Annotated in this window: 15 protein-coding genes and 1 pseudogene; 9 read left to right on the top strand and 7 right to left on the bottom strand. The window is 70.9% G+C overall.

Translation table 11 applies throughout. From position 1 onward, the window contains the following. The first annotated feature begins 295 nt into the window (after positions 1-295). Positions 296-664 (top strand): hypothetical protein, encoded by a 369-nt coding sequence (locus ACFVYR_RS12440; protein WP_384259570.1) that lies wholly within the window; start codon positions 296-298, stop codon positions 662-664. A 43-nt stretch (positions 665-707) separates the two neighbouring features. On the opposite strand, the pseudogene ACFVYR_RS12435 reads toward ACFVYR_RS12440, so the two are convergent. Continuing rightward, positions 708-1,840 (bottom strand): annotated as a pseudogene (locus tag ACFVYR_RS12435) (IS630 family transposase). A gap of 51 nt (positions 1,841-1,891) precedes the next feature. After that, positions 1,892-2,263 (bottom strand): recombinase family protein, encoded by a 372-nt coding sequence (locus ACFVYR_RS12430; protein ID WP_384259573.1) that lies wholly within the window; start codon positions 2,261-2,263, stop codon positions 1,892-1,894. Between the two features lie 51 nt (positions 2,264-2,314). Between ACFVYR_RS12430 and ACFVYR_RS12425 the strand changes: the two genes are divergently transcribed. Together ACFVYR_RS12425 and ACFVYR_RS12420 are read left to right on the top strand one after the other, a co-directional pair. Next, positions 2,315-2,647, top strand: a complete 333-nt coding sequence (locus tag ACFVYR_RS12425; RefSeq protein ID WP_384259575.1) for an antibiotic biosynthesis monooxygenase family protein — start codon at positions 2,315-2,317, stop codon at positions 2,645-2,647. Positions 2,648-2,871: 224 nt separating this feature from the next. Then, on the top strand, positions 2,872-3,405 hold the full coding sequence (locus ACFVYR_RS12420; protein WP_384259577.1) for a GNAT family N-acetyltransferase: 534 nt from the start codon (positions 2,872-2,874) through the stop codon (positions 3,403-3,405). A gap of 106 nt (positions 3,406-3,511) precedes the next feature. Here the strand turns inward: ACFVYR_RS12420 and ACFVYR_RS12415 are convergent, their stop codons facing one another. Further along, positions 3,512-5,572: a DHA2 family efflux MFS transporter permease subunit gene (locus ACFVYR_RS12415; protein ID WP_384259580.1), complete on the bottom strand. Its 2,061-nt coding sequence runs from the start codon at positions 5,570-5,572 to the stop codon at positions 3,512-3,514. A 569-nt stretch (positions 5,573-6,141) separates the two neighbouring features. On the opposite strand from ACFVYR_RS12415, the gene ACFVYR_RS12410 reads away from it, so the two are divergent. Next, positions 6,142-6,726 carry a peptidoglycan-binding protein gene (locus tag ACFVYR_RS12410; RefSeq protein WP_384259582.1) on the top strand — a complete coding sequence of 195 codons (585 nt, stop codon included), beginning with the start codon at positions 6,142-6,144 and terminating at the stop codon, positions 6,724-6,726. Positions 6,727-6,797: 71 nt separating this feature from the next. On the opposite strand, the gene ACFVYR_RS12405 is transcribed toward ACFVYR_RS12410, so the two are convergent. After that, positions 6,798-7,481, bottom strand: a complete 684-nt coding sequence (locus ACFVYR_RS12405; protein WP_384259584.1) for an HAD-IA family hydrolase — start codon at positions 7,479-7,481, stop codon at positions 6,798-6,800. A 221-nt stretch (positions 7,482-7,702) separates the two neighbouring features. Continuing rightward, positions 7,703-8,281, bottom strand: a complete 579-nt coding sequence (locus tag ACFVYR_RS12400; RefSeq protein ID WP_384259587.1) for a TMEM165/GDT1 family protein — start codon at positions 8,279-8,281, stop codon at positions 7,703-7,705. Between the two features lie 502 nt (positions 8,282-8,783). Between ACFVYR_RS12400 and ACFVYR_RS12395 the strand changes: the two genes are divergently transcribed. From ACFVYR_RS12395 to ACFVYR_RS12380, 4 genes are all read left to right on the top strand, one after another. Next, complete coding sequence (locus ACFVYR_RS12395; RefSeq protein ID WP_384259589.1) at positions 8,784-9,437, top strand: HNH endonuclease family protein; 654 nt, start codon at positions 8,784-8,786, stop codon at positions 9,435-9,437. Between the two features lie 109 nt (positions 9,438-9,546). Further along, positions 9,547-11,349 (top strand): alkaline phosphatase D family protein, encoded by a 1,803-nt coding sequence (locus tag ACFVYR_RS12390; protein ID WP_384259591.1) that lies wholly within the window; start codon positions 9,547-9,549, stop codon positions 11,347-11,349. 259 nt (positions 11,350-11,608) lie between these two features. After that, positions 11,609-13,591: an FAD/NAD(P)-binding protein gene (locus tag ACFVYR_RS12385; RefSeq protein WP_389611730.1), complete on the top strand. Its 1,983-nt coding sequence runs from the start codon at positions 11,609-11,611 to the stop codon at positions 13,589-13,591. 89 nt (positions 13,592-13,680) lie between these two features. Further along, positions 13,681-14,145, top strand: a complete 465-nt coding sequence (locus ACFVYR_RS12380) for a DoxX family protein (RefSeq protein WP_384259594.1) — start codon at positions 13,681-13,683, stop codon at positions 14,143-14,145. A 107-nt stretch (positions 14,146-14,252) separates the two neighbouring features. Here ACFVYR_RS12380 and ACFVYR_RS12375 read toward each other — a convergent pair whose 3' ends face one another. After that, positions 14,253-14,936, bottom strand: coding sequence for a superoxide dismutase family protein (locus ACFVYR_RS12375; RefSeq protein ID WP_384259596.1), 684 nt, complete (start codon positions 14,934-14,936; stop codon positions 14,253-14,255). A gap of 267 nt (positions 14,937-15,203) precedes the next feature. On the opposite strand from ACFVYR_RS12375, the gene ACFVYR_RS12370 reads away from it, so the two are divergent. Beyond that, positions 15,204-15,830: a DedA family protein gene (locus ACFVYR_RS12370; RefSeq protein ID WP_384259599.1), complete on the top strand. Its 627-nt coding sequence runs from the start codon at positions 15,204-15,206 to the stop codon at positions 15,828-15,830. Positions 15,831-16,020: 190 nt separating this feature from the next. On the opposite strand, the gene ACFVYR_RS12365 is transcribed toward ACFVYR_RS12370, so the two are convergent. Continuing rightward, complete coding sequence (locus ACFVYR_RS12365; protein WP_384259601.1) at positions 16,021-16,242, bottom strand: DUF2277 domain-containing protein; 222 nt, start codon at positions 16,240-16,242, stop codon at positions 16,021-16,023. Positions 16,243-16,265: the final 23 nt, after the last annotated feature.

Here is a 16,265-nt window from a genome sequence, read left to right as displayed (position 1 = left end):
ATTTTGGAGGATCTCGACCGGCTCGACGCTACAAGATCCTCCAGTCCGCATGCAATCGAACACATGGCAAGCCCGCCTTGGCTATTAACGTTTTTAAGGTTTGCGAGTCGAAATTGAGCCGTACCCTGAATCGCCGGTTCGGGGCTGTGCCGCGACATCGCGGCAGGCAACGGCCGACGGGGACGTCGTAGGCCCCGGTGTCCCAGTGCCGCATCAGAAAACGTTTGCCTCGAAGGCTGGGCAGGTGGTGCAGATGCCGTGCCGTGTGGTCGGAGGCGGATGCAAGACTTTCGCCATGACGGACACCCTTGGCGCGGGCATCGCGCTCATCTCCATCGGTGGCCGTGAATTCAGTCAGGTGAGTGCGGTGACTGAGACGCTGACCGGCGCGTTCGCTTATGCCGGTCCCGCGCATGATCAGAGAAGCGAGGAAGGGATCTGCCACACCCTGGTGCTCCAGATCAGCGAACTCACAGCCGAGCGGGCCGCGCAAAGCGTGCCTCCTGCGGTTCCGTTCGAAATCAGCGGGCTGGGCCCGAGCCAAGCGCGGGTGCGAGTTGTCGCTGCTGCTCAGGACGACCTGAGGGCCGTGACGGCCGTCATCTCGACAAGACATTCGCTGGTCGGGGAGCCTGCCAGGGCAAAGGCGGCAGTGCGGTACTGATCGTCTCTATGGGCTGACTGCTGACGCAGGTGGCCCCACGCTCTCAAGCGATGTTAGTTCTGGATACGACCCGGCATAGGCGCTCGTCGGCGGCGTGCTTGTTTCGCCAGATGATGTAGCGGCGGATCATGCTGCCCTGGGCCTTGTGGCTGGGGTGGTCGGTGCCGTCGAGAGCGAAGTAGCGCAGGGCGGTGAACTGAGCCTCGATCCGGTTGAGCCAGGAGCTGTTGGTCGGGTGTAGGCGATCTCCACGTTGTTCGCCGCCGCCCACGTCCCGACCCGCTGGCATCGTTTCGTCGTCAGGTGCGGCGAGTAGTTGTCGCAGACGATCGCGATGTGCACTTCGGCCGGGTGCAGCGAGCGCAGGTAGCGGCAGAACTCCAGGAATTTGGAGCGGTTCTTGGCTTTCTTGATGTGCCCGTAGAGCTGGTCCTTGGCGAGGTCGTAGGCGGCGAACAGGTGGCGAACCCCGTGCGGTCGGGTGTAGGTGGCCCGGCGGCGGGGCCTCGGCTCGCGGTCGGGGTTCTTGTGCTGACCGCCGCGCTCTGCCCACTGCCTGCCGGGGTGGGGTTGGAGGTTGAGTGGCCCAAACTCGTCCACGCAGAAGACGACTTCGGGTTCGCCTTCCTCGGGTATGACCTCACCGTCGGCGATCACGTAGAGGTGCTCGACCCTCGCCTTCTTGGCCGCGTAGTCGGGGTCGCGTGAGGTCTTCCAGGTCTTTATGCGTTGAAAAGAGACTCCTTCCTCGCGGAGCAGGACCCGAAGGCCCTCGTGGCTGATGTCGTCGACCACCCCCTCGGCGACCAGGAAGTCGGCCAGCTTGGCCAGACTCCAGGCCGAGAACGGCAGGCCGTGTTCAGCCGGCTTGGACTTGGCGATCTTCTTGATCTCGCGGCGTTCGGACAGAGCGAACGTCCTGGGCCTGCCGCCCTGGTATTTCGGGTAGAGCGAGTCGAAGCCGTCGGCGTTGAAGTTGTGGACCACGTCGCGGACCCGGTCTGCGCTGGTGAACGTCACCTCCGCGATCCTCGTCACCGGCATGCCCTGTGCGGACAGCAGGACCGTCTGGGCGCGTCGCCAGGTCACCACCGACCCGGTACCTCTGCGGACGATCCGCAGTAACCGCCTGCCCTCATCGTCCTCGATCTCACGAACCTGCACGCGTTCAGCCATGTAATCATTCTGACCGTCCGGCACCCACTAGCTCAGCAACCGGACGGTGCATCAGAACGAGGCGGACGTTGTCTGATGCGGCACTAGGTACGGCTCCTCCACGCTGACGAGAAGTACGCCGTGCTTAGCCAACTCTTCGTTGATCAGCATCGCCTCAAGGGCACCTTGCCGGGTCAGCCGAGACAGGGAGAAAACGACTACGGCGTCTACGTGACCTGCGCGGACGGCTGCCATCATCTCTTCAAACTCGGGCCGGACCACCTTCGGGTCCCACCCTGATTTGCCGTCGTCGGCGAAGTGACCAGCACTGTCCCAGCCCTTTGCGGTGATCAACGCTGCGCACTTGGTTCGCTGCGCCTCGGGCGACGATGCAGAGTCGTCCTCACGACGCTTTGACTGGCAGATGTAGGAGACTGCGCGCACACGGTCCAGGTTAGGGGCCCAGCTTGGGCTCCGCTTTGTGAGAGGTGTCATGTGCCTAGCGTGGTAAAAATCAACGCCCTTACCGTCCCCGACGAGCAGCGCGAGATCCTGGAGAAGCGCTTCGCGTCCCGCGCGGGCGCGGTGGAAGGCTCGGACGGCTTCGAGTGGTTCGAACTCCTCCGCCCCATCGAGGGCACCGACCAGTACCTCGTCTACACCCGCTGGCGCGACGAGGCCGCCTTCCAGGCCTGGATGGAGGGCCCGATGAAGTCGGCCCACCAGGGCGGCGGCGAGCCCGGAGCCGACCGCCCGAAGCCGGCGGCGAGCGGCTCCACGGTGTGGTCCTTCGAGGTCGTGCAGCAGGCGGCGCCGAAGAGCGAGTGAAGCCGGCCGACCGCGACGTCCGCCGCCAGGCGCCGGCCGGAGGGCTGTGCTGTACCGGCGAGCGCCATGCCGTGTACGGAGTGCTGACGCAGTCCGTACACGGCGGCGACCGGACGGTACGTCCGGCATGACCGGCGCGACCGCCCTGGGGTGCCCCTCACCAGGCCTGTCGCGACGGCTAATCCGCTTGTCCGGCACCGTCCCGACAGGCTCAGAATGTCGCCATGACCGACTCCACCGCCCCTGCCCCCACCGTCGCCGCTACCTGGACCGTCACCCCCGAGCCTCACGACTCGCCCGTCGCCCTCGCGCTCTGGCGGGCGTATTACACGGAGGTCAGTGATCGCTGGTATCTGTTGCATGAGGGGCGCGCCACCGATCCCGAGGAGCTGGAGCGTGAGATCGCAGCCGAGAGCGGGGGCGAACTCGCGCCGCCCGGCGGGGTGTTGCTGGTGGCGCGGTTCGGGGGCGAGCCCGTCGGGACGGCGGGGGTGCGGATGCTCGACGCGGTGACCGCCGAGCTCAAACGCGTCTTCGTGCGTGAGGACATGCGTGGCAAGGGCGGGGCGCCCCGGCTCCTCGCGGCGGCCGAGGACGCGGCCCGTCGGCTCGGGGCCGGGCGCATCGTGCTCGACACCCGTACCGATCTGGTGGAGGCTCGCGCGCTGTACGCCCGGCACGGGTGGACCGAGATCGAGCCCTACGCCGACCGGCAGTACGCCGAGCACTGGTACGGCAAGGAGCTCCGGGAGGGGTGATGAGGGTGCGAGAGTGGCGGCCTCGGAGATGAGAGGTGGCGGCCTCGGAGGTGAGAGGTGACGGGGCACAGGTGGCAGGTCGCGGGTGGCAGCTCCGGTCCCGTTGTCAGGCCGCGCGTACCGCCGTCGCGCCATCATGCGGCCGTTCCGACTCCGACCCGCACAGCTCGGCGCTGAGTTCCCCGACCAGCTGGACCAGGTCCGTCGGGCGGTCGGGGCCCCACCAGTCGCCCAGCAGCTCCGACAGGGACTCCTCCCGGGCCTTGGCGAGCCTGCCCGCGACCTCGTGGCCCCGCTCGGTCAGGACCATCTCCGGCCCGCGCCGCTCGGCGAGGCGCCGCTCCTCGACCTGGCGGGCGGCCGCCGTGACGACGGTCAGCGGCACCGTGGTGCGTTCGGCGAGTGCGCCGGGTTCGACGGAGCCGTGCCGGGCGATGCGCAGGAGTAGCCAGCTCGCGGCGGGCAGCAGGTCGTAGCCCGCCCGCTCGGTGATCGTCTCGTAGATCGCGCGCCGCCCCTCACGCGTCCCCAGCACCGAAAGTGCCCGCGCGCACTCGTCGTACGACGAGCGTTCCACGGGGTTGCTGGCCAGCGTCTGCGTGGGATCCGGCGCTGTGACCGAGCCGCGCAGCTTGTCCTCGCGCAGGAACCACGCCAGGACGAAGGCAACCAGGGCCACCGGCACCGCGTACAGGAAGACGTCCGTGATCGACGACGCGTACGCGTGCAGGGCGCTGGGGCGGAGGTCGGCGGGCAGGCGTGCGATGCCGCGCGGGTCGGCCTTGAGCGTGTTCACGCCCACGCCCGGCGGCAGTTGCCGCCCGGCGAGCGCGTCGGTGAGCTTGTCGCCGAGCCGGTTGGTGAAGATCGTGCCGAAGATCGCCACGCCGAAGGAGGCGCCGATCGAACGGAAGAAGGTCGCGCCCGATGTCGCGACGCCCAGGTCCTCGTAACTCACCGCGTTCTGCACGATGAGGACGAGCACCTGCATGACCAGGCCGAGGCCCAGACCGAAGACGAAGAAGTATGCGCTCATCTCGCCGGTACCGCTGTGCTCGTCCAGTCGGTGCAGGAGGAGCAGGCCGACCGCGGTGATCGCCGTGCCCGCCACCGGGAAGACCTTCCAGCGCCCGGTGCGGCTGACGATCTGCCCCGACGTCGTGGTGGACAGCAGCATGCCGACCACCATGGGCAGCATGTGCACACCCGACATGGTCGGCGTGACCCCCTGCACGACCTGCAGGAACGTCGGCAGGTAGGTCATCGCCCCGAACATCGCGAAGCCCACGATGAAGCTGATGACCGCGGAGAGGGTGAAGGTGCGGATCCGGAACAGTTTCAGCGGAAGCACCGGCTCCACGGCCTTGCGTTCCACCACCACGAAGGCCGCGCCGAGCACCACACCGAGCACCGCGAGCCCGATGATCCGCGGGGAGCCCCAGGCCCACGTGGTGCCGCCGAGGGAGGCGACCAGGACCAGGCAGGTGGCGACGGACGCGATGAGGAACGTGCCGAGGTAGTCGATGGTGTGCCGGGTCGCGCGCACCGGAATGTGCAGCGTCGTCGCGATGACCAGCAGGGCGATCACGCCGATGGGCAGATTGATGTAGAACACCCAGCGCCAGCTGAGATGTTCGGTGAAGAGGCCGCCGAGCAGCGGCCCGAGGACACTCGTCGCGCCGAAGACTGCGCCGAAAAGACCCTGGTACTTGCCGCGTTCGCGCGGCGACACGATGTCCCCGACGATCGCCATGGACAGCACCATGAGGCCACCGCCGCCGAGTCCCTGCAACGCGCGGAACCCGATGAGCTGCGGCATGTTCTGCGCCATGCCGCACAGCGCCGAGCCGACGAGGAAGAGCACGATCGCCGTCTGGAACAGCTTCTTGCGGCCGTACTGGTCTCCGAGCTTGCCCCACAGCGGCGTCGCGGCCGTGGCCGCCAGCATGTACGCGGTGACGACCCAGGACAGATGGTCCATGCCGCCGAGTTCACTGACGATGGTCGGCAGCGCCGTGGAGACGATGGTCTGGTCGAGGGCCGCGAGCAGCATGCCCAGGAGCAGCGCGCCGATGGAGACCAGTACGCCGCGGGGCGCGTGCCCCTTGCCGGCCGGGCCGGGGGCGGGGCTCGCTCCCAGGGGGCGGGCGCTCACGTCCTCCGTCATGGACACCTCCAAGGGGTCTGTCCAATCCATCCCACTTATCCATCCTGGTCCGTGTCTCCAGTTATGGCCTGTTGAACCAGGGGTCTGCATAATCGCGCTGTAGCTCTCGGGGAGGGGAGGGGCGGCCGGTGGCCGGACGACGGGACGGGGCGGACGACGCGAGCGGCACGACCGGGGCGAGTGGCACGACCGGGGCGGGCGAGGCAGCCGCTGCGAGCGACGCGGCGCACCGGACGCGCATACGTACGCGCGTCCGCACCCGGTCCGCCGAGACGGCCGCCGCCGAGGATTTCGATCCGCTGCGGATACGTCCCTACGTGACGCTGCCGGACCCCGACACGTCAGCCCCTGCCGAAGGTCCGGGGGACACCGCCTCCGTGTCACGCCCACCGTCCCTTACCGGTACGGGTACGGGTGCAGGTCCGGGTGCAGGTACCGGTCCGGCTCCGGGTACTCGTACAGGTACCGGTACAGGCACAAGCACAGGCCCAGGTACCGCTCCAGGCGATCCGCCCGAATCCGAGGCGCCGTCCGGCAGGACTCCCCGTCGGCCCACCCGCAAGCACCGCGTGGTGCTGCTCGCCGGGGCGGGCGGAGCGGCGGCCGTGGTCGCCGCCGCCGTCTTCGCGGCCGGTCTCCTCGCCTCGGCCACGGACAGGCCGACCCGGGACCGGACCCTGCCGGGCGATCCGGTGTCGGCGTACGCGGATCCGACGAAGCCCGCACCGCCCTCGGCGAAGTCGTCCGAGGCCGCCTCGCGCACGCTCTCCGCCCCGCGGACGTCACGGCACGCGCCGCCGCCACCGCCACCGTCGCCGGAGAGGTCCAGGCGTTCGGCGCCGCGGTCGTCATCGCCGCCGCCATCAGCGGCGCGTGCGACGGGGTCGGTCGGTACGTCGCCGTCACCGTCGCCGCCACCCGAGGCCACCGACGTGACCCTGCGGGAGGGTGACAGGGGGCGTCAGGTCGCGGAGTTGCAGGCCCGGCTCGCGCAGTTGTATCTGTACGTCGGTGAGCTCGACGGCTCCTACACGTCCCAGGTCACCGACGCCGTCTCCCGCTACCAGTGGGCCCGCGGCCTCACGGACGACACCCGCGGCGAGTACGGTCCTCAGACGCGCCGCAGCCTGGAGTCGGAGACGACGGACCCCTGAGAGCCTGTCTTTGAACCCCCGTCTGCGCCCCGACGCCCGGCGCGTACGCGAGTTGCGGAGACCCGCGGCGATCAGCCGAACGTCAGGGTGATCGCCCCGTCGCCCGCGTCGGCCACCCGCACGCCGGTCAGGTCCTCGACGTGCACGGTGGGGTCGAACGCGGCGGCCCGGGGGCCGACGCCCACGACCCGCATACCGGCCGCCCGGCCCGCGCGTATGCCGGCCTCGGAGTCCTCGAAGACCACGCAGTCCGCAGGCTCGAACCCGAGCGCCGCCGCACCCTTGAGGAACCCCTCGGGGTCCGGCTTGCTGGCGCCCACGCTCTCCGCGGTCACCCGTACGGCAGGCAGGGCAAGACCGGCGGCGGCCATCCGTCCGGTGGACAGGGGTATGTCGGCGGAGGTCACGAGCGCGTGCGGCAGGCGCTGGTCCGCCAGCGACGTCATGAACGCGGGCGCGCCCGGCACCGGCACGACACCCTCCATGTCGGAGGTCTCCGCGGCCAGCATCTCGCGGTTCTCCGCGTGGTTCTCGGCCATGGGCCTGTCCGGCAGCAGCAGCGCCATGGACGCGTAGCCCTGGCGGCCGTGGACGACCTTGATGACCTCGTCGAAGTCAAGACCGTGCCGCTCGGCCCAGCGCCGCCAGCAGCGCTCGACGACGGCGTCGGAGTTGACGAGGGTGCCGTCCATGTCGAGGAGAACGGCCCGGGCGGTCAGAACGGGTGCGACAGGGTCGGCGGTCGTGGCCGTCATCGGGGGCTCCAGAGCGCAGAGGCAGCGGAAGATCAAGGCGGCCCCGCCCGCCGGTCAGGGAGTACGGGCGGAGCCACTTTGTTCCTGCACGGTACAAAACGCGGGCCGCAAAAGCCAACGCCGCAGGTCAGACCACCCAAGCGCCCCAAAACGGACCCGCGTCACGGGCGACGGTCCTGGCGCGGAGAGGCCCGGATCGGGTGCGCCGGACCTCACCGGCATCAAGCAATCGCCTCATACAGGCTCCACACCCCGAGCCCCAGCATCAGCATCGCCGCGATCTTCGTGATGAGCGCCAGCGGCACCCGCTTCATCAGCGCCTTTCCGCCGACGATGCCGAGGCCCGCGACCGCCCACAGTGCGAGTACCGCACCGAGGCCGACGGAGATCGGGTCGTCGTAGCGGGCCGCCATGTTGGCGGTCATGATCTGCGTCAGGTCACCGAACTCGGCGACCAGGATGAGCATGAAGCCCGCCCCTGAGACCTTCCAGAAGCTCTGGTCGGCGGGCTGCTTGACCTCTTCCTCGTCGTCGCCGCCCTTGAACAGCAGCATCGCGGCGCCGCCCAGGAAGAGGACGCCGGTCACCGCCTGGACCAGCTGATGGGGCAGCAGGGTGAGGACGCTGCCGGCCGCGACGGCGAGCACCACATGGACGGCGAAGGCGGCCGCCACTCCGACGAATACGTACGAGGCGCGGTAGCGCGTGCCGAGGACGAGCCCGGCCAGCGCCGTCTTGTCGGGCAACTCGGCAAGGAAGACGACGCCGAAGACGAGCGCCATCACGCTGAAGCTGATCAAGGTTCCTCAATCGGTCGGGGCTGCCCCACCGAGAGTGTTCCACCGCTTCGCGTACGACACCTCGGCACGGCAGCGCACATGGACGCACACGGGTGTGCGCGTCACATCCGGCCGTACGCGGGTGCGTACGCCAGGCACTGCTTTGCCGAAGGTCTCGCTGGCCTGCCCCACAGGGCCTGCCTCCGGGCGCCGGCTCAGACGAGCTGAGCAGTATGTCGACGGTCCGGCGAAGAGCTACTCCCCTTCTGCGCCGCCCATCGTACGCGACGCACGCCCGCCCGTGACCAGGGCCTTGTGGCCCGTCCGCCACCCCTGGGCGCGTGACGTGGGCCACCTGGCCGCAACTCCCTCACCCCACCCCGTACATGACACGGCGCCAGAACTATTGAACTCCGCACCTGTTTGACGCGACCCTGTCACCAGTTGCACATCCACCGGCAACCCCGCCACGCAACCATGGCCGCCCCACCGGCCAACCACCCCCCACTCCTAGGGAGTTCGCATGTCAGCTGTCTACGCGCGTCGACACATCCGCCCCGCCTTCGCCGCCGCGGCCGTCGCCCTGGCCTCCGCCACCGCCCTCCTCACCGGCACCCCCGCCCAGGCCGCTCCCCCGGCGCCGGTCAGCGCCGCCACGGCCCGCACCTACCTCGCCGACCTCACTGTCAAGGCCGAGGGCTCCTCCGACGGCTACAGCCGTGACAAGTTCCCGCACTGGATCACCCAGTCCGGCGCCTGCAACACCCGCGAGGTCGTCCTCAAGCGCGACGGCACCAACGTCCAGCAGGACTCCAGCTGCGCCGCCACCTCCGGCACCTGGAAGTCCGCGTACGACGGCGCCACCTGGACCGTCGCGTCCGACCTCGACATCGACCACGTCGTACCGCTCTCCGAGGCCTGGAAGTCCGGCGCGAACAGCTGGACCACCGCGCAGCGCCAGGGCTTCGCCAACGACCTGACCCGGCCCCAGCTGATCGCCGTCACCGACAACGTCAACCAGGCCAAGGGCGACAAGGACCCCGCCAAGTGGCTCCCGCCCACCGCCTCGTACCACTGCTACTACGCCCGGATGTGGGTGGATGTGAAGCACTACTACAAGCTCAACGTGAACTCCGAGGAAAAGAGCGCCCTGTCCTCGATCCTCAACGGCTGCTGATCCAGGATTTTCCGGCGGGCGCCGGGACGCCCGGCGGGAAATCCTGGAACCACGGCGTCGTCCTCCGTCGTTCCGTACCGTACGGGGCGACGGAGGAGAGTGATCATCTGTGGCACGGCTGCGCCTTGGTCCACTGCTGAGGTACGTCGACGGGTCGGCGGCGACCGTCTGGATCGAGGCCGACCGGCCCTGCACCGCCGAGGTGCGGTGCGCGGACGGCGCGCGCGGTTCGGCGCGCACCTTCCAGATCGCGGGCCACCACTACGCGCTCGTCCCGGTCACCGGGCTGACCCCGGGCACGACGACGGCGTACGAGGTGTGGCTCGGCGAGGGCGCGCGGGCCGCCGTCTGGCCGCTGCCCGACTCGCCCTTCCCCGCGAGCACCATCCGCACGCCGAGCGCCATCGGCACGCCGAGCACCATCCGCACGTCGGGCACCATCCGCACACCGAGCACCATCCGCACGTCGGGCACCATCCGCACACCGAGCGCCATCGGCACGCCGAGCACCATCCGCACGCCGAGCACCACCCCCACACCGTCGGAGACCGGCGACGACGGGCTGCGCGTCACCTTCGGCTCCTGCCGCTGGGCCGCGCCGCCCTCCGGCGAGGCCGACCCCGTGGGCCCGGACGCCCTTGACACCCTCGCCGCCCGCATCGCGGCCACGCCGGACGCCGAGCGCCCGGACGTCCTGGTGCTCCTGGGCGACCAGGTGTACGCGGACCAGACCTCGAAGGCGACCCAGCGCCGGCTCGCCGCCCGCCGGGACATCGCCGAGCCCCCGGGCCGTCAGGTCGCGGACTACGAGGAGTACACCCACCTGTACTACGAATCCTGGCTCGACCCCGAGGTCCGCTGGCTCCTGTCGACCGTGCCCAGCTGCATGATCTTCGACGACCACGACGTCATAGACGACTGGAACACCAGCGCGGCCTGGCTCGCCGAGATGCGGGCGACGCCTTGGTGGCGCGAGCGGGTCCTGAGCGGCCTGATGTCGTACTGGGTCCATCAGCACCTCGGCAATCTGCCGCCCGAGAAGCTGGCGGACCACAAGATCTACGCGTCGGTGTGCGCGGCCCCGGACGGCACGGACGCGCTGCGCGCCTTCGCCTCCACGGCCGACGCGGACCCGACCGCCGTCCGCTGGAGCTACCGGCGCGACTTCGGGCGCGTGCGCCTCCTGATGGTCGACACCCGGGCGGCCCGCGTCCTGGACGAGGGCGAGCGCGCCATGCTCGACGCCGACGAGGCCCGCTGGCTGCGCGAGCAGGCACTTCAGGACCCGGGCGGGTACGACCATCTCCTCATCGGCACCTCCCTGCCCTGGCTCCTCCCCCACCTCATCCATGACGCCGAGGGATGGAACGCCGCGTTGTGCCGCGGTGAGCGTGGCGCCCGCTGGGCCCGTTTCGGCGAGAACGTGCGCAGGCGCGCGGACCTGGAGCACTGGGCGGCCTTCCCCGCCTCCTTCGAGGCGCTGACCGACCTGATAACGGAGGCGGGTTCGGGCCCGCGGGCCCCCGCGACGGTGTGCGTGCTCTCCGGCGACGTCCACCACGCCTATGTCGCCGAGCCGAGCTGGCCCGCGGGCGGCGGCCCCGAGGCCCGCGTCCTCCAGCTGACCTGCTCGCCCGTCCACAACTCCATCCCGGCGTCGATCAAGCTCGGCTTCCGCTTCGGCTGGAGCCGGGTGGGGCGCGCCCTCGGGCGACGGATCGCCCGGCACGCACGGGTGACGCAGGCGGGCATCGACTGGTGCAGGACGGGCGGGCCGTGGTTCGGCAACCAGCTCATGACCCTGACGCTGCGCGGGCGCTCGGCCCGGCTGCGGCTCGACCAGGCACGGGCGGTGCGGGGTGGCGAGGGCGCCGTACGTCTGGAGACGGCCGAGGAGAGGGAACTTTCGTGAGCCCCAGCCACCCCACTCCCATGTGACACAGCCCACACCCGGAAGCGCATCCTCCGGGCGGGGTTCGTCAGCGGGGTCTCCGGCGGCATGATGAGGCGCACTTCCCCAGCTCAGCGCCCTCTATGCCCCGGGAGCCACGCTTTTGTCCGCACCCTCACCCGCAACCGCAACCGCACCCTCACCCGCGCCCTCACCGCGCTCGTTCGCTCCGGGCTCGTCCGCCCTCGCGCTGGTCGGCGCGGGGCCCCGAGGCACCAGCGTGCTCGAACGGCTCTGCGCGTCGGCGGACGAGCTCCTCCCGGCCGGGAGCCGCCTGACGGTTCATGTCGTCGATCCCGCCCCGCCGGGCGCGGGCCGTGTCTGGCGGACGGCGCAGCCCGACGCGCTCCTGATGAACACCGTCGCCTCGCAGGTGACGCTCTTCACGGACGCGAGCGTCGACTGTTCGGGGCCGATACGTCCGGGGCCGAGCCTGTACGAATGGGCCGCCGCGGGGCACGTACCGGGGCTCGGGCCCGACGACTATCCGACCCGCGCCTGCTACGGCCGCTATCTGGAGTGGGTCTTCGCGGAAACGGTGCGCGACGCACCGGCCTCGGTCCACGTCCGGGTGCACGCCGCCCGCGCGGTGCGCCTCGACGAGACGGCCGACGGGTTGCAGTCCCTCGTACTGGACAACGGCCTCGAACTGTCCGGGCTCTCCGCGGTCGTCCTCGCACAGGGGCATCTGCCGACGGCCGTCGACCCCGCGCAGCGGCGCCTCTCCGACCACGCGGCCCGGCACGGCCTGCGCCACTTCCCGCCCGCCAACCCGGCCGACCTGGACCTGTCCGTCATCGAGCCCGGCGAACGCGTACTGCTGCGCGGTCTCGGCCTCAACTTCTTCGACCACATGGCGTTGCTGACGGACGGCCGCGGCGGCCGGTACGTCCGCACGTCCGACGGCACCCTGCGCTATGAGCCCTCGGGCCGGGAGCCGCGCCTGTACGCGGGATCGCGGCGCGGCGTCCCGTACCAGGCGCGCGGCGACAACGCGAAGGGCCCGTACGGGCGTCACGAGCCCGCCGTACTCACCGGCGACGTCGTGGCCCGCTTCCGCAAGCGCGCGGACAACGGCGAGGCCCCCGACTTCCTCGCCGAGATATGGCCGCTGATCGCGAAGGAGGTGGAGACGGTCTATTACGCGGCGCTGCTCGCGGAACGGGCCTGCGCCGCGCCGGACGCCCGGAGCACCGGTGACCCTGGGGGCGCCGGTGACCGCCGAGACACGGGTGACCACCGGGACATGGGTGACCACCGGGACATGGACGACCGCCCAGACGCGGACGACCGCCGGGACACAGGCGACTTCCAGGCCACGGGCGACTTCCGTGAGCGGTTTCTCGCCACGACTCGTCGGAGCCCTCAAGAGGCCGCCGTTCTGGCGGAGTTCGGGATCGGGGACGCCGACCGATGGTCCTGGGACCGGCTCTCCCGGCCGCACCCGGCCCGCCCGTTCGCTTCCCCGCGCGAGCACCGCGCCTGGCTCCTCGACCGGCTGCGTGAGGACGCCGCGCAGGCCGCGCTCGGCAATGTCGCGGGCCCGCTGAAGGCCGCCCTCGACGTGCTGCGCGACCTGCGCAACGAGCTCCGTCAGATCGTCGACCACGGCGGCCTTTCCGGTGCCTCGCGCCGTGATCACCTCGACCGCTGGTACACGCCGCTCAACGCCCTCCTCTCCATCGGCCCGCCGCGCCGCCGCGTCGAGGAGATGGCGGCGCTGATCGAGGCGGGGGTCCTTGAGGTGCTCGGCCCGCGCCTCGCCGTGCGGCCGGACGACGGGGCGTTCCTCGCGTACTCCCCCGATGTGCCGGACTCGACCGTGCGGACGACCACACTGATCGAGGCGCGACTGCCCGAGCCGGATGTGCGCCGCACCACCGACGCACTGCTCGGACGGCTCCTGGCGGACGGCCGGTGCCGCCCTCATGTGGTCGACGGCTACGAAACCGGAGGCGTGGATGTGACCCCGCGCCCCTATCACCTGATTGATCGTCAAGGCCGTGCGCAGGTCAGGAGGTTCGCCTTCGGAGTACCCACCGAAGGGGTCCACTGGGTGACTGCGGCCGGTGCCAGGCCCGGCGTCGACTCGGTCACGCTGTCGGACGCGGACGCGGTGGCGCGGGCCGCGCTGCGCGTCGCCGCCGGAGCCGACGCCCCGCCGCCGGAGCCCGCGCCGAGCAGAAGCGGAATCTCCGGATGACCGAATGTTGAACTTGCAAGCACTAATTAGGTTGACCTAATCTTGGGCCTCCGCTCGGTTAACGTCCCCAACCGAAGGAGTCCCCCACCATGACTGGACGTCTCAACAGCGCCCAGCCCTACGCCCTGGGCCTGTTCCGCATAGTGATCGGCCTGCTCTTCGCCTGCCACGGAGCGGCGTCGCTCTTCGGCGTCCTCGGCGGAGCGGCCGGCGGCGGCACGATCGACGTCGGCACCTGGCCCGGCTGGTACGCCGCCGCCATCCAGCTCGTCGGCGGCGCCCTGGTCCTGCTGGGCCTCGGCACCCGCGCCGCCGCGTTCATCTCGTCCGGCTCGATGGCCTACGCCTACTTCAAGGTCCACCAGCCGGAGGCCCTCTGGCCCATGGAGAACGGCGGTGAGGCCGCGGCGATCTTCTGCTGGGCCATGCTGCTCCTCGTCTTCACTGGGCCCGGCGCGTTCGGCCTCGACCGCTTCTTCGCCTCGCGCGGTGCGGGCGCGGCGAACGACGAGGACTCGAACTCGGACTCGAAGCACACGCCGGCCGTGGCCTGAGCGGCGGTCGAGCTGCGTGAGGCGGCGCCCCCTTCTTCGTAGTACGTACACGTTCTTCGTGCGTACGAGGGAGGGGGCGCCGTCGGCCGTTCCGGCAGCGGCGTCTTTCAGGTGCCGGGCCGCTGGATTTCCGGCAGCGTCGCGAACGGCACCGTGAAGCACGCGACCCTGGCGCCCGCGCCGCCCGGCACGTCGTGCAGGACCACGGACGCGGCCTCGTGCGGCCGGAACCCCCAGTCGTGCCGCGCGCCCGCCGACCCGGAGCCGTCCGCTCCGGCGGTGAAGTCCAGCCACACCTCGTTGTCCGGGTTGACGTAGGCGGGGTCCTTCGAGGGTTGCACCGGGTCGACGCGGTGCTGGTAGTGGCCGCCGGCCGCCTCCGGTTCGGCGCCGCACGGCTTCTGGTGCACGTGTACGCCGTACGTGTGCCCCGGCTCCATCCCTCGGACCTTCAGCGTGACGGTCGTCCGGCCCTCGACGCCACGCTGGCCGACGCCGTGCTGTCCGGCGTTGCGCTGTCCGGCGTTGCGCTGTCCGATGCCGCGCTGCTCGACCTCGATCCAGGACGCCGCGGGGACCAGCTCCATGTCGTACGTCACCGCGGGCGAGGGGATGAACGCCGACGGCGGTGCGAACCGCGCCTCGGCCCGGACCTGGACGGCTCCCGTGCCGCCGCCCGTACCGTCGCCACCCGTGCGCGTCACACCGCCCCCGCCACTCGCACTGCCCGCGCCGCCCGCGGCGAGCAGCACCGCCGCCGCCACGGCACCGGCCACCACTCCTGTCACCATCGCCCGCTCCGTCCCTCGCCCCTCGTGTCTTCGGCTCGTGTCTTCGGCCTTCGGCCTGGGTACTGACTCGTTCGTACGGGACTTCGGTGCCGTACGCCGCATCGAAGGAGGCAGCCGGGTGAACGTGACGTAGCGAACATCCAGGGCCCCAGTGGATCTCCCGCCGCTCACGCGGCGTACGCTGTACAGCTGTCATCAGGCTGCCCCTGCCGTCCTCCGCGCCACAGCGGCAACGCGCTGCCGATCGGGGAGTAACGGGGAGTTGCGGTGCTTGAGAGTGTGGGGGCGTTGACCGGCAGTCCGTGGATTTACGCGGTCGTGGCCCTGTCCGTCCTGTTCGACGTCTTCGTGCCCGTGCTGCCGAGCGGCGTCATCGTGATCATGTCGGCGACGGCCGCGGCGGCTGCGGGAACCGGTGCCGGGCCCGTCCCGCATCCCGTGCCCGACATCATGGTGCTCATGCTCTGCGCGGCCACCGCCTCCGTCCTCGGCGACATGGCGGCCTTCCGCCTCGCCTGGCGCGGCGGCGAACGCCTCGACCGTGCCATCGCCCGCTCCCGGCGCCTGACCACCGCGCAAGAACGACTCGGCACGGCGCTCGCCCGCGGCGGCGGCGTCCTCGTCGTCATCGCGCGCTTCGCACCCGCCGGACGCTCGATCGTCTCCCTCGGCGCGGGCGCGGCCCACCGCAAGCTGCGCGAGTTCCTCCCGTGGTCCGCGCTGGCCGGCGTGGCCTGGGCCGGCTACAGCGTTGCCCTCGGCTACTTCGGCGCCCAGTGGCTGGGCGCGACCTGGCTGGCCACGGGCGTCTCCCTGCTCGCCCTGTTCGCGGCGGGCGCGGGCGCGGCGTTCCTGGTCCGCAGGCCCGCGGCGGCCGATGCGGCGGCGGGGTGAAGCCCCGGCTGACAGTGGGCTGAACCGACGACGACCGGCCCGACGAGAAGCCGGTCCTGGCGGACTGCCCAGGAGCATGCCGCCCGGCAAGAAGACGACGGGCGACCAACCGACCAGCGGTACGCCGCGCCATCAGTCGCCACCCGGGCGGTCGTAGGCCTGACCCCAGGGCCCTCCGCCCAGCCGTCCGCTAGGACACCCGCGTTCCGCGTACTTCCAGTCCGGCGAGCAGCTCTGCCGTCGCCTCGGCCACGGCGTCGACGGCACGGTCGAAGACCTCGCGGTTGTGCGCGGCCGGGGCGCGGAACCCCGACACCTTGCGCACGTACTGCAGCGCGGCGGCCCGAATCTCGTCCTCGGTGGCGTCCTCGGGGATGGCGGGCGGGCGGAGCGTCTTGATGCTTCGGCACATGCCTCCAGCTTGCCACCGGCGCG

It is taken from the genome of Streptomyces sp. NPDC058284, assembly GCF_042881135.1.
In the GTDB taxonomy this organism is placed as follows: Bacteria; Actinomycetota; Actinomycetes; order Streptomycetales; family Streptomycetaceae; genus Streptomyces.
The sequence above is the reverse complement of the archived record's forward strand: the minus strand, read 5'-3'. Positions and strand labels throughout refer to the sequence as shown.